Source organism: Tsukamurella sp. M9C (assembly GCF_020169415.1).
In the GTDB taxonomy this organism is placed as follows: Bacteria; Actinomycetota; Actinomycetes; order Mycobacteriales; family Mycobacteriaceae; genus Tsukamurella.
On sequence record NZ_JAIULG010000040.1, the window covers coordinates 17,657 to 42,929 of the forward strand.

Sequence of the window (25,273 nt, forward strand, 5' to 3'; positions counted from 1 at the left end):
AGGATCAAGGAGGTGGCTGACCGCTAGGCGGCCACCCACCTGGAATACGGCAGGCCCCGGGAGCGCGTGATGTTCACGCACCCGGGGCCTGTTTCCGTTCCGGGGCCGGCGCGGCTCAGCCCGCGGCGAGGTCCCGCCGCGCGGCGAGGGCCGGCGTCGCCGCGCCGAGCACGACGGCGAGCGCCCCGAGGACGACGGTGGCGGTCAGGTCCGGCGCGTCGATCGGCAGGGTCCCCACCGCGTGCAGCGGGGACAGGTCCCGCGCCCAGCCGGGCAGCCGCAGCGTCTCCGCGAGCAGTCCGACGACGCCCGCCCAGGCGAGCGCGACCCACCCGAGGAGGACGGGGCGCACGGTTGCCGCCCGGGAGGCGAGCCCGACGAGGACGATGACGGCCACGGGGATCAGGTAGCCGGCGCCCGCCGCGAGGGCCGAGCCCACCTCCGCTCCGCGCCCGGTCGCGAGCGCCGTCGCGACGCCCAGGACCGCGGCGCCGCCGAGCAGGACAGCGCCCGCGCCCGCGAGCGCGACCGCGCCCCAGGAGGGCCACCAGGTCCGGAGCGGGACGCGCGTCGCGGCGACGAGGCCGAGCCGGCCCTCCGATTCCTCCGCCGAGAGGGTGCCGGCGGTGCTGAGCCCCGCGGCGCCCGCGCTGAGCGCGATGAACAGGAGCGCGAGGCTGCTCACGAGGTCGGTCGCAGACCGCACCCCCATCGCCTCCAGCAGAGCGGGATTCGCGTCGATGAGGCGGGTCACCTCGTGCGAGAGGGCGCCGAACACCGCCGCCCAGACGGCGGCGAACGCCGCCCAACCGACCAGCGTTCCGGCCGCGAGCCGGGCGGCCAAGCCCAGCGGCGAGGCGAGCCGCGCTCGCGCCCGCGGCGGACCGAGCCGCGGCGCCACCACGCCGGCGCCCAGGTCGCGGCGCCGCGCGATCGCCACCGCGCCGGCCGTCGTCAGCGCCGTCATCGCGGCGAGGGCCACCAGCGGCCACAGCTGCGGCGCGGCTCCGAACGGGCGGATCTCGGCGGGCCAGCCGAGTGGGCTCAGCCAGGTGGCGTCGAGGCCGCGGCCGTCGACCGTCGCGCGGACCAGGAAGGTCGCGAGCAGGAAGCCCAGCGCGAGGGCCCACGCGGTGCGGGCGGTCTGCGCGAGCTGTCCGGCGACGAGGCCGACGCCCGCGTACGCCGCCATCAGCAGCCCGATCCCGGCGCCGTAGCCGGCGCTTCCGGTGGCGAGCGTTGAAAGGACGCCCGCGGCCGTGCACGCGCCGCCGATCACGATCGCCGCGGAGGCCAGGGGCGCGAGCGGGGCGATGCGCGTCGCGGTGATGAGTTCCGTGAGGCCGGACTCCTCCTCGCGGCGCGTGTGCCGGATCGCCAGGCCGATGCCGCACGCCGCCACCAGCAGTTGGCCGAACAGGCCGACCTCCAGCGCGGTGATGCCGCCGGCGGTGTCCAGGTCGTAGCCGCGGCCGTTGAAGGCCGCGCCCGCCGCGGAGTCGCCGATGGAGGCGGCGTACCCGGCGCGGGCCTCCGCGGTGCCGTAGAGGCCGGCGATGCTCACGGCCGTCACCGCGACCAGGCCCGCGATCGCCGCCGGCGCGGCGAGCAGGCCCACCCGCCCGGAGCGCAGGCGCAGCCTGATCACGGTGACGAGGCCGTTCATCGGTTGCTCCCCGCGGTCTCGGCGCTGCCCGCCTCAGCGCCGTCCGCCTCGTCGCGGTAGTGACCGAGGAAGAGCTGCTCCAGGCTGGGAGGGTGCACCGCGAGCTCGGTGGGCCCGGCGGCCGCGACCGCGGCGACGGCGCCGGCCAGCCCGGCGTGCGAGGCCGTGAGCCGCGTGCGGATCCCCGCGGCGGTGCCGGCGGTCTGGAGGTCGGCGACGCCGGGCAGGCCCTCGAGGCCCGTGGGCGGCGCGGGGGTGACGGCGTCGATCGCGGTGCGGGTGCCGGCGCGCAACTCCCGGAGCGTGCCGGTGGAGACGGTGACGCCCGCGCGGACGATGGTCACGCGGTGGCACAGCGCATCGACCTCGGCGAGGATGTGGCTGCTCAGCAGGACCGTCCGGCCCTCGGTGTTGCGCTCGCGGACCGCGTCCTGGAAGTGCGCCTCCATCAGCGGGTCGAGCCCCGAGGTGGGCTCGTCCAGGACGTACAGGTCCGCGTCGCAGGCGAGGGCGGCGATGAGCGCGACCTTCTGCCGGTTGCCCTTGGAGTAGGTGCGGGCCTTCTTGCGCGGGTCCAGTTCGAAGCGCTCGATCAGCTCGTCGCGGCGACGCGGGTCGAGGTGTCCCTGTAGGCCACCGAGCACGTCGATGCACTCGCCGCCGCTCAGGCCCGGCCACAGCGAGACGTCGCCGGGCACGTAGGTGAGGCGGTCGTGGACCGCCGACGCGTCCGCGCGCGGATCGAGACCGAAGACCCGGGCCTCGCCGCCGTCGAGCCGCAACTGCCCGAGCAGCGCGCGGATGGTGGTCGACTTGCCCGCGCCGTTCGGGCCGAGGAAGCCGTGCACCTCGCCCTCCTCGACGGTGAGGTCCAGTCCGTCCAGCGCGACGGACCGGCCGAAGTTCTTGCGGAGGCCTGATGCGGAAACTGACAGTGACTTGCTCATGACAGTGACTGTACGACTTTCGTCCGCCCTTGGGAAGATGATTCTGCGAGTGACTGTCAGAATGGACGGTGATCGAAGGAAGGGGTCCTGATGCCGGAGCCGATGAACACCGCGGTGCGCGATGCCGCCGGGCACGCGGACGGCCCGGCGCCGCAGCCGACTCTCCGCGAGCGCAAGAAGATGGCCGCGATGGTCCACATCCAGCGGTTGGCGCTGCGGATGATCGACGAGCGGGGTTTCGACTGGGTCACGGTCGAGAAGATCGCGGCCGAGGCGGAGGTCTCCCCGAGCACCGTCTACCGGTACTTCGGCACGAAGGAGGGGCTCATCCTCACCGACGCCTTCGACTCGCGATCGCTCGCGACGATGGGACATCTTCTTGCGCAAGGGGTCCCACCCTGGGAGGCGGTGACGAAGGCGGTCATCGACATGTCGGTCGAGACGAAGGACGAGCTCGACGAGACGGCCCCGATCCGCGCGCGGCTCTGGTTCGAGATCCCCTCGGTGCGCGCTGCGGCGTTCCTCATGATCGACGAGGCGACCGAGCATCTCGCGGAATCCGTGGTCGCCGGAGGGCGGTACGACCGCTATGAAGCGCGGGTGATCGCGAACGCGATCCTGTGGTCCCTCGTCGCCGCACTGCGGAACTGGCACGAGGCCGGCGGTGGGGACGACTGGCACGCGCACATCACGGGCGCGATCGACACCCTGCGTCGGTTGGGGGTTCCGCCCGCGCCGGGAGCTGCGGCGCCGAATGATCCTGAGGGGATCGCGCCGGGGAACTAGCCCGCGTAGCGGTTGAGCTTGGCGCTCAGGCGGGGGATGAGCTCGCCGTCGGCGTCGATGCGCTCCTCGACGTAGGCGAGCGCGCCACCCTGCTCGACGAGGCCGTACAGCCGCTTGGCGGCGCCGGCGAGCGGCGACGACTTGGAGCGGATCACGACGTCGGCCTCGAGCTCCCACGCGGTCTGGGAGACGGGCTTGCCGTAGTAGAGCTCGACGATGCCGCTGGCGTGGGTGACGACGAACTCGATCTCGTCGTCCTCGCCGATGCGCCAGAAGCCGGCCTCGCGCAGGTCGGGCTCCGAGAACTCGCCCTTGTCGTCCAGCTTCCAGGACCGCGCCTCCCACGAGAGGAAGTTCTGGCCGTCGTGGCTGACGACGATCTGCTGCCCGAAGTGGTAGTCGCCGGCCGCGTCGTGGCCCTCGCCCTCGCCGCGCCAGATGCCGACGAGGGGGAGCAGGCCGAGCAGGCCGGAATGCAGGTCCGGGCCCTGCCGCAGGTTCGCCGTGTCGTCGGCGAGCGGCAGCCCGGGGAGGTTCGAGATGTTGCGCGACGAGGTGGTCTCGGCGCGCTCGACGGCGGCGTCCAGCGCCTCCTGACCGGTACCGGCGGAGACGGAAGCGTCGGGGGTGGCCTCGTCGGTCACGGCGGGCTTACTGCCCGTCGGTGAGGACGCGGTACATCACGAAGATCGCGAACGCGAAGATCGCGACCGACGCCACCGCCATGAGGATCTCGAAGAAGATGACCATGGCCTCGATACTAACCCCCGGCGTGCGGCCGCTCGCAACCGCACGAGTCGCGGTGGTGGAAGGCTGTGGGCAATCTCTCGACCCGCCGCGGACCGTCGAATCCCTCGATCCGTTCGACGAGGAGGTCGACGCACCGCCGTCCGATGGCCTCGACGTCCTGGGCCGCGGCGGTGAGGCCGGGGGAGAACAGGTCGGACCACTCGAAGTCGTCGTAGGCCACGAGCGCGACGTCGTCGGGAACGCGCAGGTCCAGATCGCGCAGAGCCCGCATCGCGCCGACCGTCATCTCGTTGTTGAGCACGACGAGGGCGGTGGGCCGCGGCGCCCGCGCGCGGAACATGGCCAGGGTCTGGACGCGGGCCTCGTCGGCGCGCGAGTCGCCGCAGCGCACGTGTCGGGGCGCGGCGCGCAGCCCCGCGGCGTCCATGGCGCGGACGAAGCCCTCGGTCCGCTCCTCCGTGGATTGGATGCCGGGCCGGCCGGTCAGGACGCCGATGCGCCGGTGGCCGAGTTCGGCGAGGTGGGTGGTGAGCCGGACGACGGGTTCGGCGCCCTCGGACGCGACCTGGTCGACGTCGGCGGGGGAGAGTCGGTCGATGAGCACCAGGGGCGTCCCCGCCGCTTGGACGGTCGGGATGGTCCGCTCCTCGGATCCCGGCGACGGCGCCATGATCAGCCCGTCCACACGGCGATCGAGCAGCGAGCCGACGAGGCGGTGCTCGATCTCGGTGTCGTCGTGGGAGTCGCCCATCATCAGCGTGTAGCCGAGCTCGCTGGCGCGCGACTCGATCGCGCGCATGAGGGGGCCGAAGTACGGGTTGCGTCCGGCGGCGATGCTCAGCGCGAGGACGCCCGACCGCGACGTCGCGAGCGCGGCCGCCAGGGCGTTCCGCCGATAGCCCGTGGAGGCGATCGCGGCGAGCACCGCGTCGCGGGTGCGGGGGTCCACGCGCCGGGTCTCGTTGATGACGTGGGAGACGGTGCTGATCGACACGCCGGCGGCGGCGGCGACGTCGGCCATGTTTCCCATCGGCCCAGTCTGCCCGCCCGCGATTCGGTGGCGCAAGCGTTTGCGCAAACCCTTGCGCGGGTTTCAGCTGCGGGTATAGCGTCGCAACCACTCGTCAGTCGTGTGATCCGCAACACAGTCGAATGGAGTCCTCATGTCGAATCGGAAGAGCCTGCGCATCGCGGCGGTGTGCTGCGCCCTCACGGTCAGCCTCACCTCGGTGGCCGCCTGCAACCGCGACGGCGGTTCGTCGGGCGACGTCAAGGTCGGCCTGATCACCAAGACCGATACGAACCCGTTCTTCGTGAAGATCCGCGAGGCCGCCAAGAAGCAGGCCGACGCGAAGGGCGCGAGCCTCGTCGCGCTCGCCGGCAAGTTCGACGGGGACAACGAGGGCCAGGTCGCCGCGATCGAGAACCTGGTCAGCCAGGGTGTCAAGGGCATCCTCATCACCCCGAACTCGTCGACGGGCATCCTCGCGGCGATCAAGAAGGCCCGCGACGCGGGCGTCGTCGTCATCGCCCTCGACACCGCGACCGACCCCGAGAGCGCCGTGGACGCCACCTTCGCCACCGACAACAAGGAGGCCGGCCGCCTGCAGGGCGCGTGGGTCAAGGGTGCGCTCGCGGGTCAGCCGGCGAAGCTGCTCATGCTCGACGGCACCCCGGGCAGCACCGTCTCCGAGTTCCGGCACCAGGGCTTCCTGCAGGGCATCGGGCTGGCGGAGAACGCGCCCGAGGTGGCGGGCAAGGAGACCACCAACGGCGACCAGACCAAGGCGCAGACGGCGATGGAGAACCTGCTGCAGCGCGTCCCGGACGCCAACGCGCTCTACACGATCAACGAGCCCGCGGCGGCCGGCGGGTACGAGGCGGCGAAGAAGGCGGGCAAGGCGGCGCAACTGGCGATCGGCTCGATCGACGGCAGCTGCACGGGCGTGGACAACGTGAAGAAGGGCGTCATCGGCGCCACCGTGCTGCAGTTCCCGGCGAAGATGGCCGAGCAGGGCGTGGACGCGGTGGTCGCCTTCGCCAAGGACGGCACCAAGCCGACCGGCTTCACCAACACGGGATCCCAACTGGTGACCGACAAGCCGGTCGCCGGCGTCGAGTCGAAGGACACCGCGTGGGGCGCGCAGAACTGCTGGGGACAGGCGTGAGCCTGGCCCGGCCGTCCCTGGCGGGCGTCCTGCGGGAGCCTCTCGCGGGGCCGCTCGCCGCCCTCGTCGTCGCCTGCGTGGTCTTCTTCATCCTCACCCCGCAGTTCGCGACGGGCTACAACATCTCGCTGATCCTGCAGCAGTCCATGGTGATCGGGATCCTCGCCGTCGCGCAGTCGCTCATCATCCTCACCGCGGGCATCGACCTGTCGATCGGCGCGACGTGCGTGCTCGGCACCGTCGTCCTGGCGAAGGTGGCGGGCACCGACCCGGTCCTGGCGATGGTGGCCGCCCTCGGCGTCTGCCTCCTGATCGGCGCGGTCAACGGGGCGCTCGTGACCCTGCTCAAGCTGCCGCCGTTCATCGTCACGCTCGGCATGTTCACCATCGTGGCGGCGGCGACCCAGCTGTACGCGGGCTCGCAGACGTACCGCGTGGCCGACGGTCCGCTCACCTTCCTGGGCAAGGGCTTCGACGTCGCGGGCTTCCCGCTCACCCTGGGCCTGCTCGTACTCCTGGTGGTGTACGCCGCCGCCTGGTACGTGCTCAACCGCACCGCCACGGGGCGGCACGTCTACGCGGTGGGCGGCAACCCCGTCTCCGCGTCGCTCGCCGGCATCAAGACCTCCAAGACGGTCTTCGGCGTGTACCTGGTGTCCGGGCTCATCGCCGTGATCGCGGCGTGGGCGGCGCTCGGCCGCATTCCCACGGCGGACCCGAACGCCTTCCAGACCGCCAATCTCGACACCATCACGGCGGTCGTGATCGGCGGCACCAGCCTGTTCGGCGGCCGCGGCTCGGTGCTGGGCACGCTGGTCGGCGCGCTCATCGTCGGCGTGCTGCGCAACGGGCTCACGCTGGTGGGGATCGACAACCTGTACCAGAACATCGCGACCGGCGTCCTCGTCATCGCCGCCGTCACGCTGGACCAGATCTCGCGCAGGAGGCAGCAGTGACCACCGCCGACCGCACGCCGGTGCTGCAGGCCCGCGGCCTGGTGAAGAACTACGGGCAGGTCCGGGCCATCGCCGGCGCGGACTTCGAGCTGCGGGCGGGCGAGGTGCTGGCCGTGATCGGCGACAACGGCGCCGGCAAGTCCAGCCTCATCAAGGCCCTGTCGGGGGCGCTCGTCCCGAGCGAGGGCGAGATCCTGCTCGACGGTGCGCCGGTCCACTTCCGCAGCACTCTGGACGCCCGCAACGCCGGCATCGAGACCGTGTACCAGGACCTCGCCGTGATCCCCGCGCTGGACATCGCCGCGAACGTCTACCTGGGGCGGGAGATCCGTAAGCCGGGCGTCCTCGGCTCGGTGTTCCGCCAGCTCGACCGGCGGGCCATGCGGGACGCCGCGGCGGGGTACCTCGCGGACCTGCAGATCGGCATCACGTCGCCGACGCAGGCCGTGGAGACCCTCTCCGGCGGGCAGCGGCAGGGCGTCGCGGTGGTGCGGGCGGCCGCCTTCGGCAAGAAGGTGATCATCATGGACGAGCCCACCGCCGCCCTCGGCGTCCGCGAGTCGGGCCAGGTCATCGACCTCATCCGGCAGATCCGCGATCGGGGCACGCCGGTGATCCTGATCAGCCACGACATGCCGCACGTCTTCGAGGTGGCCGACCGCATCCACGTGCACCGCCTCGGCCGCCGCGCCGCCGTCGTGGATCCGAAGCAGCGCAGCATGTCCGAGGTGGTGGCGCTGATGACGGGCGCGCTGGCGCCGACCGACGAGGAGGCGGCCGGTGGGCCGTAGCGGGCCCCGGGGCCTCTTCGTGGGGCTCGCCACCGTCGACGTCATCTCCCGCGTCGACGAATCGCCGCCCCGCAACGGGAAGGTCACCGCGGTCCGGCAGGACGTCTCCGGGGGCGGCCCCGCCCTGAACGCCGCGGCGGTCTTCGCCGCCCTCGGCGGGCGAGCCGTGCTCGCCGCGCCGGTCGGCGACACCGCCCTCGGCCGCCTCGTGTGCGAGGACCTCTACGCGTGCGGGGTCGAGCTCCTCGACCTCGCCCCACCGGGTTTCGCGCCGCCCGTCTCGTCGGTCACGGTCCACGCCCCGTCGGGCGACCGGCAGGTGGTCTCCTTCGACGGTTCCGGGTACCCCGACGCCGTGCCGCCGATCCACGCCGAGGGCTTCGACGTGGTGCTGCTCGACGGGCACGGCCTCGCCGCCGCGCGGTCCGCGATGCGCAGCGCCGTAGCCGCGGGCGTCACGACGATCCTCGACGCCGGCCGCTGGCGCCCCGTCTTCGCCGACCTGCTGCCGCTCGCCGCACACGCCGTCTGCTCCGCGGACTTCGTTCTGCCCGGGGACGTCCCGACGCCGCCCGTCCTCGCCGTGACCGACGGTGCCGGGCCGATCCGGTACCGCGACCACGGGGCCGAGGGCACCGTCGACGTTCCGGCGATGGCGGTGGTCGATACGCTCGGGGCGGGCGACGTGCTGCACGGCGCGTACGCCTTCGCGATCGCGCGGGGCGAGGCAGTCGCTGACGCACTGCGCTTCGCGGCGGCTCACGCCTCCGCGAAGTGCCGATACCCGGGGGTGAGGGCGTGGCTGGCGACGCTGTGACGGACGAGCTGCTCGCTCGCGCACGGGAACTGATCGCGCGGCCGGGGCGCGCTCTGCTCGGCATCGCCGGGGCGCCCGCGTCCGGCAAGTCGACGCTGGCGGAGCAGCTGGTGGCCGCGCTCGGCGACGACGCGGTGCTGGTCCCCATGGACGGCTTCCACCTCGACGACGCGGTCCTGCGCCGGCACGACAGCTGGGGGCGCAAGGGCGCCATCGACACCTTCGACGATGCCGGCTTCGCCGAGCTGCTGCACCGCCTGCGCGCGGCCGACGGCACCGTCTACGCCCCGCGGTTCGACCGCGCACTCGAGGCCTCGATCGGCGGCGCCATCGAGGTGACGCCGGACGTCCCGCTCGTGGTGACCGAGGGCAACTACCTGCTCGCCGAGACCGGCGCGTGGCCCCGCGCCCGGGCCGCGCTCGACGAGGTGTGGTTCCTGCGTATCGATCCCGCCTTGCGTCGTCAGCGACTCATCGAGCGGCACATGCGTTTCGGCCGCGGCCCCGAAGAGGCCCGGGCACGCGCCGACGGCACCGACGAGACCAACGCCCGGCTCATCGAATCCACGGCGCCGCGCGCGGACCGCATCGTCGACGGGGCCTAGCTGCGAGGTCAGCCCTCCATGCCGGTCTCGCGGAGGGTGAGGTTGATCCGCCCCGTCTCCAGGCCGCAGCCGGGCGGCGCCGTCCCGGGCTGCACGGCGGTGACGCCGTGGAAGGCCAGCCGGGACGGGCCGCCGAAGACCACGAGATCGCCGGATTCGAGCGTCACGTCCGCGTAGGGGCGGTTCCGGTTCTCCGTGTTGCCGAGCCGGAAGGTGCAGCTGTCGCCGATCGACAGGGAGACCACCGGCGCGCGGGAGACCTCGTCCTTGTCCTGGTGCATGCCCATGCGGGCTCGTTCGTCGTAGAAGTTCACCAGCGCGGTGTCGGGCGTGTACCGCTCGACCTCGCCGGCGTCGTGCCCGGTGTCGGCGAGCGCGCTCCGGCCGGCCCGCACCAGCCAGTCCGGGAAGGGGAGGACGCGAGCGCCGTTCACATCGGTGGCCTCCCGCGAGTAGCGGTAGGGCTGCCAGTGCCAGCCCAGGCACACCGTGCGCACCGACATCGGGTGCCCGCGCACCGTCGCCGCGCGGATCGGCACCGGCCCGGTCGACCACTCCCGGAACCGGCGGACGATCCATTCCTGCTGCGCGAGGTCGAGCCAGCCGCGGATCAGGTACGCGCCCGGCGCGAGGTCGACCACGGCTCGGTCGGGCGGGAACAGCATGTCGGAGCCCATGTCACGCCGCGTCGTGGAAGACCAGGGCCAGCGTGTGCCGCTCGCCGGAGCGGACCGTCGAGACCCCGTGCCGCACGGGCGCCGCGGACCAGCCCCGCGCGGAGCGGACCGGGCGATCGCGGGTGGTGAACACGAAGCAGTGCCCGCGCGGCAGCGTGAAGGACGTGCCGCGGGACTGGGCGCGGGGCCGCTGCTCGAGCAGCAGGAACTCGCCGCCCTCGTGGTCCACACCGGGATCGTTGAGCGCGATCACCACCTGCAGCGGGAAGACCAGGTCGCCGTACAGGTCCCGGTGCAGCGCGTTCCAGTCGCCGGCGCCGTACTTCAGGAGGATCGCCGTCGACTTCCGCTGGCCCGCCTCGTGGCACATCGCGAGCCACTCGTCGAGGTCGTCGGGCCACGGCGCCTCGCGGCCCAGCCGCTCCCACCATCGTCGCGCGATCGGCAGCAGGTGCGGATACAGCGCGTGTTTGAGCTCGTCGATCGGCTCCGGATACGGCCGGGCGAAGTAGCGGTACTCCCCGGCGCCGAACCGGTACCGCTCCATGTCGATCGTGCTGCGGAACAGCTCTTCCCGCCCGTACAGCTCCCGCAGTTCGACGGTGCGCTCGTCGGACAGGAGGCGGGGCAGGAGCGCCCCGCCCACCGCGTCGAGCTCGGCGGAGACGGCGCCCCAGTCGGCGGAGTCGAGCCCCGGGGCGGCGCTCATGCGGCCGACTCCAGCTCCAGCAGGGCGGCTTTCGCCTCCACGCCGCCGACGTACTGCCCGATGCCGCCGTCGGACTTCACGACGCGGTGGCACGGGACCACCACGGGCAGGGGGTTCGTGGCGCAGGCGGTGCCGACGGCGCGGACCGCCGCCGGGCTGCCGACGAGCTCGGCCACCTGCTTGTAGCTCAGCGTCGTCCCGTAGTCGATGTCGGGCAGCCGGCTCTGCACCAGCTGCCGGAAGCCGTGCGAGAGGGCGTGATCGAGCGGCAGGTCGAACGCGGTCCGCCGGCCGGCGAAGTACTCTTCGAGCTCGCGGGCCGTCGCGTCGAGCCGTCGTGGCGCACGCAGCACCCGCGGGCTCACCTTCTGCGCCAGCGTCTCCAGGACGGCGTCGTGGTCCTCGCGGGCGTAGGCGACCCGGACCAGGCCGCGCTCGGTCGCCGCGAGCAGCAGCCCGCCGACGGGGGAGTCGACGACGGTGTAGGCGATGTCGAGCAGGCCGTCCGCCTCGGCGCTCGCCGCGAGGCGGGCGCGGAGCCGGGCGAGGGCGTCGGTATCGGCCGGCGCCGAGAGGGTGTCGGTGATCTTCTCGCTCATGAGAGTTCCTCCCTGGTGCGAGTGGTTCGGAGTTTCTTGAGGCCGTCGGCGGCCGCGCGGCGCGCGGCGTCGACGGTGCCGCCGAGGATCTCGGCGATCTCGGCGTAGGGCAGGTCCGCCGCGTAGCGGTACGCGACGGCCTGCCGCTGCTTGTCCGGCAGGGCCGCGACGGCGACCCAGAGGTCACCGTCGGGCGGGGCGGAGACGACGGGGCGCTCCGGGACGGTGTCGACGGGGACGGCGCGCCGCTGCGCCGCCCGGACCTGGTCGATGGCCTTGCGGTGCGCGATGGTCACGAGCCAGGCCTCGACGTTGGCCGATTCCGGCAGGTCCGGGTAGGCGCGCAGCGCGGAGAGGAAGGTCTCCGACCACGCGTCCTCGGCGTCGTGCGGGCCGAGGATCGCGCGGCAGACGCGCAGCACCGTGGCGGCGTGCTCGTCGACGACGCGCTCGAACGGTGGTTTCACGCCGCCCCCGGGGTGTGGGCCCCCATGCCCGGGAGCCAGGGCTCGCCGTCGGCGGCGGCCTCGACGTCGAGCAGGATCCGCTTGCGGCGCAGGCCGCCCGCGTACCCCGTCAGCGTGCCGTTCGACCCGAGCACGCGGTGGCACGGGACCAGGACGCACAGCGGGTTCGCGCCGACGGCCTGCCCCACGCCCCACGCCGACGTGACGAAGCCGAGCCGCTCCGCGAGGGCGCCGTACGTCGTGGTGGTGCCGTACGGGATCTCCCGCAGGGCGGCCCAGACGGCCTCCTGGACGTCGCTGCCGTGGGTGGCGAGCGGCAAGTCGAAGTCGCGGCGGTCCCCGGCGAGGTAAGCGCGGATCCGATGCGCCGCCTCGTCGAGCAGGACATCGGTGGCGACGCGCTCCCCGAACGACGACTCCGCCGGCCGGCGGATGTGGTGGCGGAAGTACACGCCGGTCACGGCGCGTCCCTCGGCGACGAGCGTCAGCTCGCCGAGGGTGGTCTCCGCCACGATGTGCCTGGTGCTCATGATCTCTCCTCGTCTCGATCCTGCTCTGTAGACGCCGCGGGCGGGCGGAACGTGAGATCCGGATCTCCAGGAGAATCGAGGGGCTACCCGGTGTAGCCGGGGCGGGCGAGCAGCTCCCGCAGGCCGGCGTCGATGAAGGCCGTGTCGACCGGGTTGGCGCCGCCGCCCGCGAAGTGGCCCCACACGCCGGGGATCACCCGCACCTCGCCGTGCTCGATGAACTGCGAGGCCCACGCCTCGTCCTCCGGCGGGAAGTACAGGTCCTTCTCCGCGGGCATCGCCAGGAGGGGGCACTTGATCGAGCGCAACGCGGCCTCGTGGTCGCCGTCGAATCCGGGGGTGTTGCCGACGTTCCCGGCGTGCCACGTGCCGATCATGGCGATCAGGTTGTTGGGGTCGCGGCCGTCGCGGAAGAACTGCTCCCAGAAGCCGTAGAGGAAGTCGTCGAGCGAGGTGAAGCCCAGCTCGCGCCAGGTCTCGTTCCAGTAGAAGGCCTGGGAGAAGCCCCATCCCGAGTAGATCCGGGCGAAGGCGCGCAGGCCCTTGATCGGCGGGCGCGCGGGCTCGTAGTCGCCGTCGGCCCACGCGGCGTCGGCCCGGAGCGCCTCGCGCAGGGATTCGAGGAACACCTGGTTGTGCGGTGCGGTGCGGCTGGAACCGCAGAACGGGGCCGCGCGCTGCACCATCTCGGGGTGGCTCACCGCCCACTGATAGGTCTGGCCCGCGCCCATCGACCAGCCGGTGACCAACGCGATCGTCGAGATGCCCCACTTCTCGGTGAGCAGGCGGTGCTGCGCCTCGACCTGGTCGTAGAAGGTGACGAGCGGGAAGCGGGCGTGGTCGTACGGCGAGGCGGCGTTCGACGGGGAGGTCGAGAGGCCGTTGCCCAGCATGTTGGGAATGACGATGAAGTACTCGTCCGGGTTCAGGGTCTTGTCGGTGCCCACGAGCCACTCGTTGTCGGTGTGCCAGCCCGAGTACCAGGTGGGGTAGACGATCACGTTCGACTTGTCGGCGTTGAGTGTGCCGAAGGTCTTGTACGCGAGGCGGGCGCCGCGCAGGGTGTGGCCGGACTGCAGCGTGACGTCGCCGAGCTCGAAGTACTCGGCGTCGGAGGGAGCGGGCACGGTGGGACTCCTCGGGTAGCGGATTCGCGACGTAGTACCGAATCGGTACTGATCCCCGACGCTACCCGTCCGATTTCCGCCGGGTAGCGGAAAACGGAAAGGGCGCGCACCCGGAATCCGGATGCGCGCCCCTCACCTGTCCGGCCTACTTGGCGACGGTGATGTCCTGGTTGTAGACGCCGTTCGACTCGGGCGAGACCTGGATGTCGCCGTTGCCCACGGAGGACAGCGCGCGCAGCGTCCAGGTGCCCGGCGCCGCGAAGAAGCGGTAGTCGCCGGTGCCCGAGGCCACGACCTCGGCGGTGAACTCGCCGGTGCCGTCGAGCAGGCGCACGAACGCGCCCGCGACGGGGTTACCGGCACCGTCGAGGACCTGACCGGTCAGGACGGTCTCCTTCTCGACGTCGACGCCTGCGGGCAGGACCTGGCCCTGCTTCGGTGCTCCACACATGATGGTCTTCCTTACTTCTCGATCGGGGCGCCCACGAGGGAGCCGTACTCGACCCACGAGCCGTCGTAGTTCTTGACGTTCTTCTTGCCGAGGAGCTCCTGCAGCACGAACCACGTGTGCGAGCTGCGCTCGCCGATGCGGCAGTACGCGATGGTCTCCTTGGACTCGTCGAAGCCCTTCTCCGCGTACAGCGTCGCGAGGTCCTCGTCCGACTTGAAGGTGCCGTCCTCGTTCGCGGTGGTCGACCACGGGATGTTGATCGCACCGGGGACGTGGCCGCGCTGCTGCGCCTGCTCCTGCGGGAGGTGCGCCGGCGCGGAGATCTTGCCGGAGAACTCGTCGGGCGAACGCACGTCGACGAGGTTCTTCTTGCCGATCGAGTCGATCACCTCGTCGCGGAAGGCGCGCAGCGACAGGTCGACGGGCTTGGCCTGGTAGCTCGTGGCCGGGCGGGACACCGCATCGGTCGACAGCGGGCGGGCGTCGAGCTCCCACTTCTTGCGGCCACCGTCGAGCAGCTTCACGTCCTGGTGGCCGTACAGCTTGAAGTACCAGTAGGCGTAGGCGGCGAACCAGTTGTTGTTGCCGCCGTACAGCACCACGGTGTCGTCGTTGCCGATGCCGCGCTCGGAGAGCAGCTTCGAGAAGCCCTCCTGGTCGAGGAAGTCGCGACGGATCGGATCCTGCAGGTCCTTGCGCCAGTCGAGGCGGACGGCGCCCTGGATGTGGTTGTCGTCGTAGATCGACGTGTCCTCGTCGACCTCGACGAAGACGACACCCGGGGTGTCGAGGTTCTGCTCAGCCCAGTCTGCGGAGACCAGGACGTCGGAGCGAGCCATGAGGATCCCTTTCGTTGATTCCTAATGGACGTGAAGTGACAGCGAAATCGCTACTTCGAGGGGTGCGCGGATGCGCTGGGAGGGCATGGGGATGCACCGAGGATCGGGCACCCGGCCCGGGGAGAGGCGGGACTAGCCCAGACAGCAACAACCGGCCATACGGCACAGATCGACCGCCAGACGGCGGGTGAGCAGCAGCTCACAGCGGTTGCGCATGAGACCGAGAATACCCAACCCGCGCGATTCCGTCACGGGAGGGTCACGGGGCCCTCAGCGGCGCGCGGGCCTCAGGCCAGCGGCCGGTAGAAGGCGCCGGGGGTGACGGTGACCCCGTCGGCCTCGCCGAGCAGCACCACGTCGGCGTTCTCCGCCCGCGCGCCGGTGGGCGCGACGCCGAAGGGCAGCGCCATCCGCGGCAGCACCCGGGTGAAGGCGGCCAGGACCGTCCGGTCCTCGCCCGGTAGCAGGTCGGCCGACGCGTGATCCTCGGGACCCGAGTAGATCCCGGTGGCGCGCACGGAGATCGCGTCGCCCTCGTTGGTGAAGTCCGCGGCGACCGAGATCAGGACGGTGCGCTTCGGCTCGGCGGGGGTGGGCAGGGGGACGGTGCCGGTGAGGACGATGCCCTTCGACGCCTTCACGTAGCCGTCGGCGGGGCTGCCCGCGCCGGCGCGCTTCGGGGCGGGCGTGTGCACCTGCAGGTCGACGATGTCCATGTACCGGCCCACCGTTTTCTGGTCCAGCCGCACGCGCGCCTCCACGTGCCCCGCGGCGATCGGGGTGTCCGGCGCGAACGTCGGCAGCAGGCCGCCCGGGATCCGGACGTCGGCCATCTCGGCCTCGAGCCGGGCGGAGCGATCGTGCACCGTCGCCGGGACGGCGATCGTCAGCTTCGGGTGCTCCCCGCCCGAGGTCAGGTAGGGGAACCCGCCGATCGTCACCTCGGGGTCGTCGGACAGGCCCGCGGCCGCCCGCAGCTCGCGCGACAGGCGGTACTCGGCCGTCGCCGCGGATCCGAGTTCGGCGAGCAGCGCGACCGTGAGGAGCGTCGCTAGGGCGATCAGAACCCGCCTGATCCACGCCCGTCCCTGCCCCTGCGCCACGCTCGCACCCTCTCGTCGACACCGACGCCGTCACGCGCGGCGTTCTGACCACCGCTATTCTGACATTCGACATTTTCTTCGAGACCGCCGCGCACTGTGGGGAGGGCATGTGGATCTGATCCTGCTCACGTCCGACCGGGAGCCGGACACGGTGCTGCCGTCGCTGTCGCTGCTGCCGCACACGGTGCGCACGCTGCCCGCCGACGTCTCGTCGCTGCTGGAGGTCGGACCGGCGGAGGTCGCCCTCGTGGACGCCCGCACCGACCTGGTGACGGCGCGCGGCCTCTGCCGGCTGCTCGGCAGCACGGGCGCGGGCCGGATGGCCGTGGTCGCGGTGCTCACCGAGGGCGGGCTCGTCGCGGCCAGCGCCGACTGGGGCCTCGACGACTTCCTCCTCCCCACGATCGGGCCCGCCGAGATCGACGCCCGGCTGCGGCTCGTCGCCGCGCGGCGCGACGCCGGCGGCGAGGACGAGGTGGCCGACAAGGTCACCCTCGGCGAGCTGGTCATCGACGAGGGCACCTACACGGCCCGCCTGCGCGGCAAGCCGCTCGACCTCACCTACAAGGAGTTCGAGCTGCTCAAGTTCCTGGCGCAGAACGTGGGCCGCGTCTTCACCCGCGCCCAGCTGCTGCAGGAGGTGTGGGGCTACGACTTCTTCGGCGGCACCCGCACCGTCGACGTGCACGTCCGGCGCCTGCGCGCCAAGCTCGGCGCCGAGCACGAGGGCATGATCGGCACGGTCCGTAACGTGGGCTACAAGGCGGTGCGGCCCGTGCGCGGCAAGGGCGAGCGCCCCGTCGAGGACATGGAACCGACGGACGAGGATCTCGAGGAGATGTAGATGGTCGACGTGGTGCGCGGTCCGATCGCCGATGCGGAGGCGGTGCTCGGGATCGCCGGCGCCGCGGAGGCCGCCGATGGCATCGGCCCGCTCTCGGAGCAGTTCCGCCTCGGCATCGCGGGCGACGGCCCGCACGTGCTCGCGCGGGGCGCGGGCGGCGCACCGTCGGGCTACGCGGGGGTCGTGGTGCCGCCGGCCGGCGGGCCCGGCGCGGCGGAGGTGGTCGTCGCACCGTCGGAGCGCCGACGGGGCCTGGGCCGCGCCCTGGTGACCGGGGCTCTCGACCTCGTGGGCGACGGCGGCACGGTGTGGGCGCACGGGGACCTCCCTGCCGCCCGCGCGCTCGCCGCGAGCCTCGGCCTGACCGCGGTGCGCACCCTGTTGAACCTGCGTCGCCCGCTCGCCGGGCTGGACCCGGTTCCGGCCCCGTCCGCGGGGGTGACCGTCCGGACCTACGCGGGCCCGGCCGACGACGCCGCGATCCTCGCGGTGAACAACGCCGCCTTCTCCTGGCACCCCGAACAGGGCGGCTGGACGGGCGAGCAGATCGACGAGCGGACCGGCGCCGACTGGTTCGACCCGGCGGGTCTGTTCCTGGCCGTCGACGAGCAGGACCGCCTGCTGGGCTTCCACTGGACGAAGGTCGCCGATCCGGCCGCGGGCCTTGGCGAGGTGTACATCGTGGCGGTCGCCCCCGCAGGTCAGGGACGCGGGCTGGGGCGGTTGCTGACCGCCGCCGGGCTGGAGTACCTGGCCGGTCGCGGCCTCGCGGAGGTGGAGCTGTACGTGGAGGGCGACAACGAGGCGGCCCTGCGGACCTATACCCGGCTGGGTTTTGAGGAAAGCGAAAGACACGTCGCGTACGCACTACGGTAATCCACTCGACCGGGCGAGTTTCCCGTCCGTTCACCCGGGACACCCGATTCGGACACCCGGCCTCCCTATGTTGCTGGATGACACCCGCAAAGTGCCGGGGTGATCAGTCCTGACTCGACCCGGAGGAATCTCGGTGAACTTCAAGCGTGGATCCGTATCGGCCCTGGCCATGGTGGCCGCCCTGTCCCTGACCCTGTCCGCCTGTGGCGGCGAGGAGTCGAGCGAGGCCGCGGGCAGCTCGTCCGCCGGCGGCTCCGGCGTGCAGTGCGACGGCAAGCTGCAGCTCAAGGGCAGCGGCTCGACGGCGCAGGCCAACGCCATGACCGTCTTCAAGAACACCTTCGCCCAGGACTGCTCCGGCGCGAACGTCGACTACAGCGGCAACGGCTCGGGCCAGGGCATCACCGAGTTCACCTCGGGCCTGACCAACTTCGGCGGCTCCGACTCGCCGCTCAACGCCGACCAGGCCAAGAAGGCCGAGGAGAAGTGCGGCGCTCCCGCCCTGAACCTCCCTCTCGTCTTCGGCCCGATCGCCGTCGCCTACAAGCTGCCCGGCGACGTCGCCGTGAACCTCTCGGCCCCGACCCTGGCGAAGATCTTCAGCGGCGTCGTCACCAAGTGGAACGCCCCCGAGATCGCCGACGAGAACAAGGGCACCGCGCTGCCCGACCTGCCGATCACCGTCGTCTTCCGCTCCGACGAGTCGGGCACCACCGAGAACTTCCAGAAGTACCTCGGCTCCGCCGCGCCGGCCGAGTGGTCCGCCGACAAGAAGGGCAAGGCCTTCAAGGGCGGCACCGGCCAGGGCGCGAGCGGCAACGCCGCCGTTGCCGCGACCGTGAACAAGGCCGAGGGCACCATCACCTACGCCGAGTGGAGCTTCGCCAAGGCGCAGAAGCTGCAGGTCGCCAACATCATCACCTCGGCCGGTCCCGAGGCCGTGAAGCTCTCGAGCGAGTCGGTCGCCAAGACCATCGAGTCGGCCAAGTTCAAGACCCCGGGCAGCAAGGACCTGGTCATCGACACCGAGGGCTTCTACAAGCCGTCGGCGGCCGGCGCCTACCCGATCGTGCTCGCGACCTACGAGATCGTGTGCTCCAAGTACGCGGACGCCGAGGTCGGCAAGGGCCTGAAGACCTTCCTCAAGGTCGCCGCCAGCAAGCCGGCGCAGGACCAGCTCGCGGGCCAGGGCTACGCCCCGATCCCCGAGTCCTTCCGCACCACGCTCACCGAGTCGATCGACTCGATCCAGTAAGACACTGCTGAACCACCGGGCGTCGTGCGGGCGGCCAGGCACAATGGCACTCGCACGACGTCCGGCTCAGCCGGAAGGACGATTTTCGCGTGGCCGAACAACGGGGAAACATGGCGACTGAGGATTCGACGGACCGCGACGCCGACGGCGCCGTAGCGGCCACCGACGGGGCTCCCACCCGCACCACCTTCGCCGGCGGTCACGACCGCATGGAGAAGATCTTCAAGTGGGCGGCGTACGCCTCGGGCGTCCTGCTCGTCGTGGTGATCGCGCTGATCTTCCTGCAGCTCGTGGTGCAGGCGGTCCCGGCGCTCACCAAGAACAACGTCAACTTCCTCACCAGCTCCGAGTGGCAGACGACCCCGTCGAACATGCGGTTCGGCATCCTCGAGCTGCTGAAGATCACGGTCCTCTCGTCGGTGATGGCGCTGATCATCGCGGTCCCGGTGGCCGTGGGCATCGCGACCTTCCTCGTGCAGTACGTGCCGCAGCGGCTCTCGCGGCCGCTCAGCGCCGTGATCGACCTGCTGGCCGCGGTCCCGTCGATCATCTACGGCCTGTGGGGCATCTTCGTGCTGGCGCCCTTCCTGGTGCCGCTCCAGAAGTGGCTCAACGAGAACCTCGGCTGGTTCTTCCTGTTCAAGACCGGCAACGTCGAGCTGTCGCTCGGCTCGACGGTCTTCACCGCCGGCATCGTGCTCGCGATCATGATCCTGCCGATCATCACGTCGATCACGCGCGAGTCGCTGCGGCAGACCCCCGTCGCGCACCAGGAGGCCGCGCTGGCCCTGGGCGCCACCAAGTGGGAGGTCATCCGCCTCACGGTGTTCCCCTACGGCCGGTCCGGCATCGTCGCGGGTTCCATGCTGGCCCTCGGCCGCGCCCTGGGCGAGACCATCGCGGTGCTCATCATCCTGTTCGCCGCCACCAAGACCTCCATCTGGTCGCTGTTCGACAGCGGCTACACCTTCGCTTCGAAGATCGCTTCCGCCGCCGCTGAGTTCGACAACGTCGATCAGCGCGGCGCCTACATCGCCGCCGGCCTCGTGCTGTTCGTGCTCACCTTCGTGGTGAACGCGGTCGCCCGCTGGATCGGCGGGGGACGGGTGAACGGATGACCGCCACCGAGCTCGACGACGTCGCCAAGAGCGGCACCGTCTTCCACCGCACGTCGACGGCGCGCCGGATCAAGAACAACGCCGCCGCGATCATCTTCGGCGCGTGCTTCCTGCTGGCCCTCGCGCCGCTGATCTCGCTGCTGTACATGGTGATCGCCAACGGCGTCCCGGCGATCATCCATCCCGAGTGGTGGACCAAGTCGATGGTCCGCGTGGCCCCCGACTCCTACGCCGGCGGCATCCGGCACGCCCTCTACGGCACGCTCGTGCAGGCCGGCATCGCGGCGCTGTTCTCCGTGCCGATCGGCGTGATGGTCGGCATCTTCCTCGTCGAGTACGCCGAGGGCACCCGCCTGGGCAGGGTCACCACCTTCATGGTCGACGTGCTCGCCGGCATCCCGTCGATCGTCGCGACGCTGTTCATCTTCGGCATCTGGATCACCACGTTCGGCATGCCCCAGTCCGCCTTCGCGGTGAGCCTCGCGCTGATCCTGCTCATGGTCCCCGTCGTCGTGCGCTCCACCGAGGAGATGCTCAAACTCGTGCCCAACGAGCTGCGCGAGGCCTCCTACGCGCTCGGCGTGCCCAAGTGGAAGACGATCGTGCGGATCGTGCTGCCGACGGCCGCGTCCGGCATGGTGTCCGGCGTCTTCCTGGCGATCGCCCGCGTGGTCGGCGAGACCGCGCCCGTGCTGCTGCTCGTGGGCATCAGCGACCGGATGAACTACGACCTGTTCAACGGCAACATGTCGTCGCTGCCGCTGTTCATCTACGACCAGTACCGCAACAACCCCGGCGCCGTCGGCGAGTACCGGGCGTGGGGCGCCGCCCTCACCCTGGTGATCCTCGTGGGCATCGCGAGCGGCCTGGCCGCCCTCATGTCCCGGCTGCTCGCCCCCAAGACGAAGTAACAAGGAGAACCGACATGGCGAAGCGCCTGGACATCAAGGACCTCAACATCTACTACGGCGCCTTCCACGCGGTGCAGGACGTCTCGCTGACGGTGCCGCCGAACTCGGTCACGGCGTTCATCGGACCGTCCGGCTGCGGCAAGTCGACGGTGCTCCGGTCGATCAACCGCATGCACGAGGTGACCCCGGGCGCGCGCGTCGACGGGCACATCACGCTCGACGGCACCGACATCTACGGCACCGGCGTGGACCCGGTTGGCGTGCGCAAGACCATCGGCATGGTCTTCCAGCGGCCCAACCCGTTCCCCACCATGTCGATCCGCGACAACGTGGTGGCCGGCCTCAAGCTGCAGGGCATCCGCAGCAAGTCGAAGCTCGACGAGGTCGCCGAGCAGTCGCTGCGCGGCGCGAACCTCTGGGGCGAGGTCAAGGACCGCCTGAACAAGCCCGGCGGCGGCCTCTCCGGCGGCCAGCAGCAGCGCCTGTGCATCGCCCGCGCGATCGCCGTCAGCCCCGACGTGCTGCTCATGGACGAGCCCTGCTCGGCCCTCGACCCGATCTCGACCCTCGCCATCGAGGACCTGATCGGCGAGCTCAAGCAGAAGTACACGATCGTCATCGTCACCCACAACATGCAGCAGGCGGCCCGCGTCTCCGATCAGACCGCCTTCTTCAACCTCGAGGCCACCGGCAAGCCCGGCAAGCTCATCGAGATCAACCCGACGGAGAAGATGTTCTCCAACCCGGACGAGCGGGCCACCGAGGATTACATCTCGGGCCGCTTCGGCTGACGGGTCACACCGATACGGCGTCGTCGGATATCGGCCGTATCCTATGGGGATGACATCGCAGCCCCGGACCGGCGACCGGTACAGCACCGTGCTGCCCGGCGACCGCGTGGTGGCCCGCGCGCGCGAGCGGTTCCTGTTCGTGGACGCGCCGGCCGTCGGCGGGCCCGCCGCGGTCGCGGAACTGCGCGCGGCGCTCGAGGTCGACGGTGACGTCGCCCCCGTCCTGAGCGCCATCACCGGCCCGGCCTTCGCCGTCGTCGAGCTGAGGAACGGCACGGCGCGGGCGATGCTGCGCGGCATCGCGGGGGCGGACGTCGAGCTCGCGATCACCGTCGCGATCTTCCCGTCCGCCGCGGCGGCGACGCCCGGTCACGTGCTGCACGCCGGCGGCGACTTCGCGGAGCGCGTCGCGCCCCTGGCCCCGGGCTCGGTGGTCACGGTCACCGTCGGGCCGCCGCCCCCGCCCGCCCCGGTGTGCGTGCCCGGCGCGCTCCACTTCGACGACGGTGCCGTGCCCGGCGCAGGCGTCGTGATCTGGTCGGACGAGTCCGTGCAGCCCGAGGCGGAGGGCGAGATCGCGACGGACGTCTTCCCCGCCGACGCGCCCACCAACGAGGAGCCGACCGGGGTGAGCCCGCTCTTCGCGGCCACCGACTACGAGGTGGACGTCGGCGACGTGAGCGCTGCCGTGGCGGCCGGGCCCACGGTCGAGGGCCGGCGCTGCGCCTTCGGGCACCTCAACGCGCCCGTCGCCGCGTACTGCACCCGCTGCGGCGCCCTCGTCGATCGACGGGCTCCGTTGGAAAGCGGCCCGCGGCCGCCGCTGGGGCTGCTCGTCGCCGACGACGGCACCGCCTTCGTCGTGGAGAACGACATGGTGATCGGGCGCGACCCCGCAGCGTTCGTCGCGCAGCGCGCCGGTCGTTCGCTCGACGGTTCCGGGCGGCTCGCGCCCGTCGTCCTGCCGGACCGCAGCGGCGCACTGTCGCGCGCCCACCTGGAGATCCGCATCGACGGCTGGCAGGTGCTCGCCGTCGACGTGGGCTCGGCGAACGGCACGTGGGTGCGGCCGCCGGGCGCGGCGCAGCCCCTGCGTCTCCCGCCGGGGCAGCCCGTGCCGCTCGGCGTGGGCTCCGACATCCATCTCGGGGGCAGGATCCTGCAGCTGCAGGACGGCGTGGGTTCCTGAGCGCGGGCCCGGCCTGACCTCGGACAGCGGAACGGCCGCCCCGGAGGGCGGCCGTGCGTGCGCGTGCTACTTCGAGATGTCGGCGGTGGGCTCGGGGCTGCCGGTGGCCTGGAAGATCACGCGGCGGCCGATCTCCACGGCGTGGTCGGCGAAGCGCTCGTAGTAGCGGCCCAGCAGCGTCACGTCGACGGCGGCGGCGACGCCGTGCTTCCACTCGCGGTCCATGAGCACGGTGAACAGGTGGCGGTGCAGGTCGTCCATCGCGTCGTCCTGCTCCTCGATCTCCGCGGCCTGCTTCGGGTCCTGGGTGACCAGGACCTCGCGGGCGGAGTTCGCGAGCTCGACCGCGAGGCGGCCCATCTCGGCGAAGTAGCCGTTGACCTCCTCGGGGAGGGTCTTGTTCGGGAAGCGGCGGCGGGTCACCTTGGCGACGTGCAGGGCGAGCGCGCCCATCCGGTCGACGTCGGCCACGATCTGGAAGCCGGAGACCACGACGCGCAGGTCGCTGGCGACCGGCGCCTGCAGCGCGAGGAGGGAGAAGGCCTCCTCCTCGGCGCGGCGGCTCAGCCGCACGATCTCGTCGTGCTCGGTGATGACCTCTTCGGCGAGGGCGAGGTCGGCCTGGAGCAGCGAGTTGGTGGCCTTCTCCATGGCGATGCCCGACTTGTCGCAGATGTCGCCGAGGATGTCGTTGAAAGCAGCCATCTGCTGGATGTACGCGTTACGCATGTGCGCAGTATATCGGCCTTTTCATACACGACCGCAGCGTTGGATGAACGACGGGTGAACGACGGTTAACCGCCGCTCGTCTCCACCTCGGCGCCCGGCATCGCCGCGGCGTCCGACTCCCACGGATCGTCCAGCCAGCCCTCGGGGAGGACCACCTTGCCGGGCGTGCCCTGCCGGCCGCGCGGTCCCTCGGCGTCCTTGGGGAAGGGCACGTCCTGGGGCAGTGTGTCCAGCAGTGCGCGCAGGTCGGCGAGGGTCTTGACCGTGGCGAGCCGCGTACGCAGCTCGCCGCCGGCGGGGAAGCCGCGCAGGTACCAGGCGACGTGCTTGCGGATCTCCCGCATGCCCTTGTCCTCGCCGTGGTGCGCGGCCAGCAGCTCGCCGTGCCGGTACATGATGTCGGTGACCTCGCCCAGGTGCGGCGGGACCGGCATCGGGGTGCCGTTGATCGCGGCGGAGAGCTCGGAGAACAGCCACGGCCGGCCCAGGCAGCCGCGGCCCACGACGACGCCGTCGCAGCCGGTGCGCTCCATCATGGTCACGGCGTCCTCCGCCGCGAAGATGTCGCCGTTGCCCAACACCGGGATGGTGTCGCCGAAGTGGTGGTGCACGTGCTCCTTGAGGCGGGCGATCTCGTCCCAGTCGGCCTGGCCCGAGTAGCGCTGCGCGGCGGTGCGGGCATGCAGCGCGACGGCGACCGCGCCCTGCTCGGCGGCGATCCGGCCGGCGTCGAGGTGGGTGTGGTGCTCGTCGTCGATGCCGATGCGGAACTTCACCGTCACCGGGATCTCGGGGGAGCCCGCGGGGGAGCCGTCGGCGATGCCGCGCACCGCGGCGTCGACGATGCTCGCGAACAGGTTCCGCTTGTAGGGCAGCGCGGAGCCGCCGCCGCGGCGGGTGACCTTGGGGACGGGGCAGCCGAAGTTCATGTCGAGGTGATCGGCCAGGCCCTCCTCGGCGATCATCCGGGCGGCCTCGTAGGTCCACTTCGCGTCGACGGTGTACAGCTGCAGGCTGCGCGGGTCCTCGTCGGGGGCGAACGTGGTCATGTGCATCGTCACCGGATGCCGCTCGGCGAGGGCGCGGGCCGTGACCATCTCGCACACGTACAGCCCCGCGACGGTGCCGGTGCGCGCGCGCTCCAGCTCCCGGCACAGGCTGCGGAAGGCGACGTTGGTGACGCCGGCCATCGGTGCGAGCACGACGGGGGAGTCGAGCTCGAACCGCCCGATGCGCAGCTTGGGCTGCGTCGTGGTGGCTGTGGTCATCAGTGCTCTCCCGTGGTCGTTCATTCCATGATCGCTGGCGGCGGCCGGTTCCGGCAAACCGCGGCGGCCTCGAACGAGAAGAAACCCGCCGGGCCTCGGCGAGGCGCGACGGGTTCCGGTGTGCGTCGGTACTAGACGGCCAGTCCGGCCTTCTCGCGCTTCGCGGCCTCACGGGCCAGCGAGCGGTCGCGCATCTCCTCGAACTTGACGGCGGCGGCTTCGAGCTCGTCGAGGAAGGCGGCGAGTTCCTCGCGGGTGCGCTCGCCTTCGGCGGTGAAGTCTTCGCGCTCGAAGATCTTCCACT

General features: G+C 71.7%; 29 protein-coding genes and 1 pseudogene. 13 read left to right on the forward strand and 17 right to left on the reverse strand.

The window, feature by feature from the left end; all coding sequences use genetic code 11:
• Positions 1–115 precede the first annotated feature (115 nt).
• Positions 116–1,666, reverse strand: coding sequence for a hypothetical protein (locus LB823_RS17350; RefSeq protein WP_224649294.1), 1,551 nt, complete (start codon positions 1,664–1,666; stop codon positions 116–118).
• Positions 1,663–2,613, reverse strand: coding sequence for an ABC transporter ATP-binding protein (locus LB823_RS17355; protein ID WP_224649296.1), 951 nt, complete (start codon positions 2,611–2,613; stop codon positions 1,663–1,665). Before LB823_RS17355 ends, LB823_RS17350 begins: the two co-directional genes overlap by 4 nt.
• 90 nt (positions 2,614–2,703) lie before the next feature.
• Here LB823_RS17355 and LB823_RS17360 point away from each other — a divergent pair, with 90 nt between their 5' ends.
• Positions 2,704–3,399 carry a TetR/AcrR family transcriptional regulator gene (locus tag LB823_RS17360; protein WP_224649298.1) on the forward strand — a complete coding sequence of 232 codons (696 nt, stop codon included), beginning with the start codon at positions 2,704–2,706 and terminating at the stop codon, positions 3,397–3,399.
• Here the strand turns inward: LB823_RS17360 and LB823_RS17365 are convergent.
• Together LB823_RS17365 and LB823_RS17370 are read right to left on the reverse strand one after the other, a co-directional pair.
• The gene (locus tag LB823_RS17365; protein WP_224649300.1) at positions 3,396–4,043 is read right to left on the reverse strand and encodes an FABP family protein; all 648 of its coding nucleotides are present in this window, start codon (positions 4,041–4,043) and stop codon (positions 3,396–3,398) included. The two genes, LB823_RS17360 and LB823_RS17365, sit on opposite strands and share 4 nt — an antisense overlap.
• 116 nt (positions 4,044–4,159) lie before the next feature.
• Complete coding sequence (locus LB823_RS17370; protein WP_224649303.1) at positions 4,160–5,179, reverse strand: LacI family DNA-binding transcriptional regulator; 1,020 nt, start codon at positions 5,177–5,179, stop codon at positions 4,160–4,162.
• Positions 5,180–5,312: 133 nt separating this feature from the next.
• On the opposite strand from LB823_RS17370, the gene LB823_RS17375 reads away from it, so the two are divergent.
• Genes LB823_RS17375 through LB823_RS17395 form a run of 5 tightly spaced genes read left to right on the forward strand, consistent with a single transcriptional unit; the run spans position 5,313 to position 9,486 of the window.
• Positions 5,313–6,317, forward strand: a complete 1,005-nt coding sequence (locus tag LB823_RS17375; RefSeq protein WP_224649305.1) for a substrate-binding domain-containing protein — start codon at positions 5,313–5,315, stop codon at positions 6,315–6,317.
• Positions 6,314–7,273: an ABC transporter permease gene (locus LB823_RS17380; RefSeq protein WP_224649307.1), complete on the forward strand. Its 960-nt coding sequence runs from the start codon at positions 6,314–6,316 to the stop codon at positions 7,271–7,273. Before LB823_RS17375 ends, LB823_RS17380 begins: the two co-directional genes overlap by 4 nt.
• Positions 7,270–8,064: an ATP-binding cassette domain-containing protein gene (locus LB823_RS17385; protein WP_224649309.1), complete on the forward strand. Its 795-nt coding sequence runs from the start codon at positions 7,270–7,272 to the stop codon at positions 8,062–8,064. Before LB823_RS17380 ends, LB823_RS17385 begins: the two co-directional genes overlap by 4 nt.
• A complete protein-coding gene (locus LB823_RS24120) occupies positions 8,054–8,881 on the forward strand; it encodes a PfkB family carbohydrate kinase (protein WP_224649311.1) in 828 nt (275 codons plus the stop codon). The genes LB823_RS17385 and LB823_RS24120 overlap by 11 nt, the downstream gene beginning before the upstream one ends.
• Positions 8,863–9,486 (forward strand): nucleoside/nucleotide kinase family protein, encoded by a 624-nt coding sequence (locus tag LB823_RS17395; protein WP_224649313.1) that lies wholly within the window; start codon positions 8,863–8,865, stop codon positions 9,484–9,486. The genes LB823_RS24120 and LB823_RS17395 overlap by 19 nt, the downstream gene beginning before the upstream one ends.
• Before the next feature lie 8 nt (positions 9,487–9,494).
• On the opposite strand, the gene LB823_RS17400 is transcribed toward LB823_RS17395, so the two are convergent.
• The 10 genes from LB823_RS17400 to LB823_RS17440 form a co-directional block, all read right to left on the reverse strand.
• On the reverse strand, positions 9,495–10,163 hold the full coding sequence (locus LB823_RS17400; protein WP_224649315.1) for an alpha-ketoglutarate-dependent dioxygenase AlkB: 669 nt from the start codon (positions 10,161–10,163) through the stop codon (positions 9,495–9,497).
• Between the two features lies 1 nt (position 10,164).
• Positions 10,165–10,872: a 2OG-Fe(II) oxygenase gene (locus LB823_RS17405; protein WP_224649317.1), complete on the reverse strand. Its 708-nt coding sequence runs from the start codon at positions 10,870–10,872 to the stop codon at positions 10,165–10,167.
• Positions 10,869–11,471 (reverse strand): methylated-DNA--[protein]-cysteine S-methyltransferase, encoded by a 603-nt coding sequence (locus tag LB823_RS17410; protein WP_224649320.1) that lies wholly within the window; start codon positions 11,469–11,471, stop codon positions 10,869–10,871. Before LB823_RS17410 ends, LB823_RS17405 begins: the two co-directional genes overlap by 4 nt.
• On the reverse strand, positions 11,468–11,938 hold the full coding sequence (locus LB823_RS17415) for an RNA polymerase sigma factor (RefSeq protein ID WP_224649322.1): 471 nt from the start codon (positions 11,936–11,938) through the stop codon (positions 11,468–11,470). Before LB823_RS17415 ends, LB823_RS17410 begins: the two co-directional genes overlap by 4 nt.
• Complete coding sequence (locus tag LB823_RS17420) at positions 11,935–12,468, reverse strand: methylated-DNA--[protein]-cysteine S-methyltransferase (RefSeq protein WP_224649325.1); 534 nt, start codon at positions 12,466–12,468, stop codon at positions 11,935–11,937. Before LB823_RS17420 ends, LB823_RS17415 begins: the two co-directional genes overlap by 4 nt.
• A gap of 83 nt (positions 12,469–12,551) precedes the next feature.
• Entirely contained in the window at positions 12,552–13,595 is a 1,044-nt protein-coding gene (locus LB823_RS17425; protein WP_224649328.1) for an alpha/beta fold hydrolase, read from the reverse strand.
• Positions 13,596–13,740: 145 nt separating this feature from the next.
• Complete coding sequence (locus LB823_RS17430; protein WP_068522737.1) at positions 13,741–14,046, reverse strand: DUF1416 domain-containing protein; 306 nt, start codon at positions 14,044–14,046, stop codon at positions 13,741–13,743.
• An 11-nt stretch (positions 14,047–14,057) separates the two neighbouring features.
• The gene (locus LB823_RS17435; protein WP_224649331.1) at positions 14,058–14,885 is read right to left on the reverse strand and encodes a sulfurtransferase; all 828 of its coding nucleotides are present in this window, start codon (positions 14,883–14,885) and stop codon (positions 14,058–14,060) included.
• Between the two features lie 132 nt (positions 14,886–15,017).
• Entirely contained in the window at positions 15,018–15,101 is an 84-nt protein-coding gene (locus tag LB823_RS24175) for a putative leader peptide (RefSeq protein ID WP_369123335.1), read from the reverse strand.
• Positions 15,102–15,172: 71 nt separating this feature from the next.
• Positions 15,173–15,988 (reverse strand): LmeA family phospholipid-binding protein, encoded by an 816-nt coding sequence (locus LB823_RS17440; protein WP_224649333.1) that lies wholly within the window; start codon positions 15,986–15,988, stop codon positions 15,173–15,175.
• A gap of 109 nt (positions 15,989–16,097) precedes the next feature.
• Between LB823_RS17440 and LB823_RS17445 the strand changes: the two genes are divergently transcribed.
• The 7 genes from LB823_RS17445 (at position 16,098) to LB823_RS17475 (ending at position 22,972) form a co-directional block, all read left to right on the forward strand.
• Positions 16,098–16,832 carry a response regulator transcription factor gene (locus LB823_RS17445; protein WP_224649335.1) on the forward strand — a complete coding sequence of 245 codons (735 nt, stop codon included), beginning with the start codon at positions 16,098–16,100 and terminating at the stop codon, positions 16,830–16,832.
• Entirely contained in the window at positions 16,833–17,708 is an 876-nt protein-coding gene (gene mshD / locus LB823_RS17450; protein WP_224649337.1) for a mycothiol synthase, read from the forward strand.
• Positions 17,709–17,877: 169 nt separating this feature from the next.
• Complete coding sequence (gene pstS, locus LB823_RS17455) at positions 17,878–18,963, forward strand: phosphate ABC transporter substrate-binding protein PstS (RefSeq protein ID WP_255603900.1); 1,086 nt, start codon at positions 17,878–17,880, stop codon at positions 18,961–18,963.
• 110 nt (positions 18,964–19,073) lie between these two features.
• The gene (gene pstC, locus LB823_RS17460; protein WP_374201346.1) at positions 19,074–20,081 is read left to right on the forward strand and encodes a phosphate ABC transporter permease subunit PstC; all 1,008 of its coding nucleotides are present in this window, start codon (positions 19,074–19,076) and stop codon (positions 20,079–20,081) included.
• Positions 20,078–20,992, forward strand: coding sequence for a phosphate ABC transporter permease PstA (gene pstA, locus LB823_RS17465; RefSeq protein WP_224649339.1), 915 nt, complete (start codon positions 20,078–20,080; stop codon positions 20,990–20,992). The genes pstC and pstA overlap by 4 nt, the downstream gene beginning before the upstream one ends.
• Before the next feature lie 14 nt (positions 20,993–21,006).
• On the forward strand, positions 21,007–21,783 hold the full coding sequence (gene pstB, locus LB823_RS17470; RefSeq protein ID WP_224649341.1) for a phosphate ABC transporter ATP-binding protein PstB: 777 nt from the start codon (positions 21,007–21,009) through the stop codon (positions 21,781–21,783).
• Positions 21,784–21,832: 49 nt separating this feature from the next.
• Positions 21,833–22,972, forward strand: a complete 1,140-nt coding sequence (locus LB823_RS17475; protein WP_224649344.1) for an FHA domain-containing protein — start codon at positions 21,833–21,835, stop codon at positions 22,970–22,972.
• A 66-nt stretch (positions 22,973–23,038) separates the two neighbouring features.
• On the opposite strand, the gene phoU is transcribed toward LB823_RS17475, so the two are convergent.
• The 3 genes and pseudogenes from phoU to LB823_RS17490 form a co-directional block, all read right to left on the reverse strand.
• Complete coding sequence (gene phoU / locus LB823_RS17480) at positions 23,039–23,701, reverse strand: phosphate signaling complex protein PhoU (RefSeq protein WP_212553810.1); 663 nt, start codon at positions 23,699–23,701, stop codon at positions 23,039–23,041.
• Between the two features lie 65 nt (positions 23,702–23,766).
• Positions 23,767–24,969: a tRNA dihydrouridine synthase DusB gene (gene dusB, locus LB823_RS17485; protein ID WP_224649346.1), complete on the reverse strand. Its 1,203-nt coding sequence runs from the start codon at positions 24,967–24,969 to the stop codon at positions 23,767–23,769.
• A gap of 131 nt (positions 24,970–25,100) precedes the next feature.
• Positions 25,101–25,273, reverse strand: a pseudogene (locus LB823_RS17490) (acyl-ACP desaturase); the annotation flags it as partial.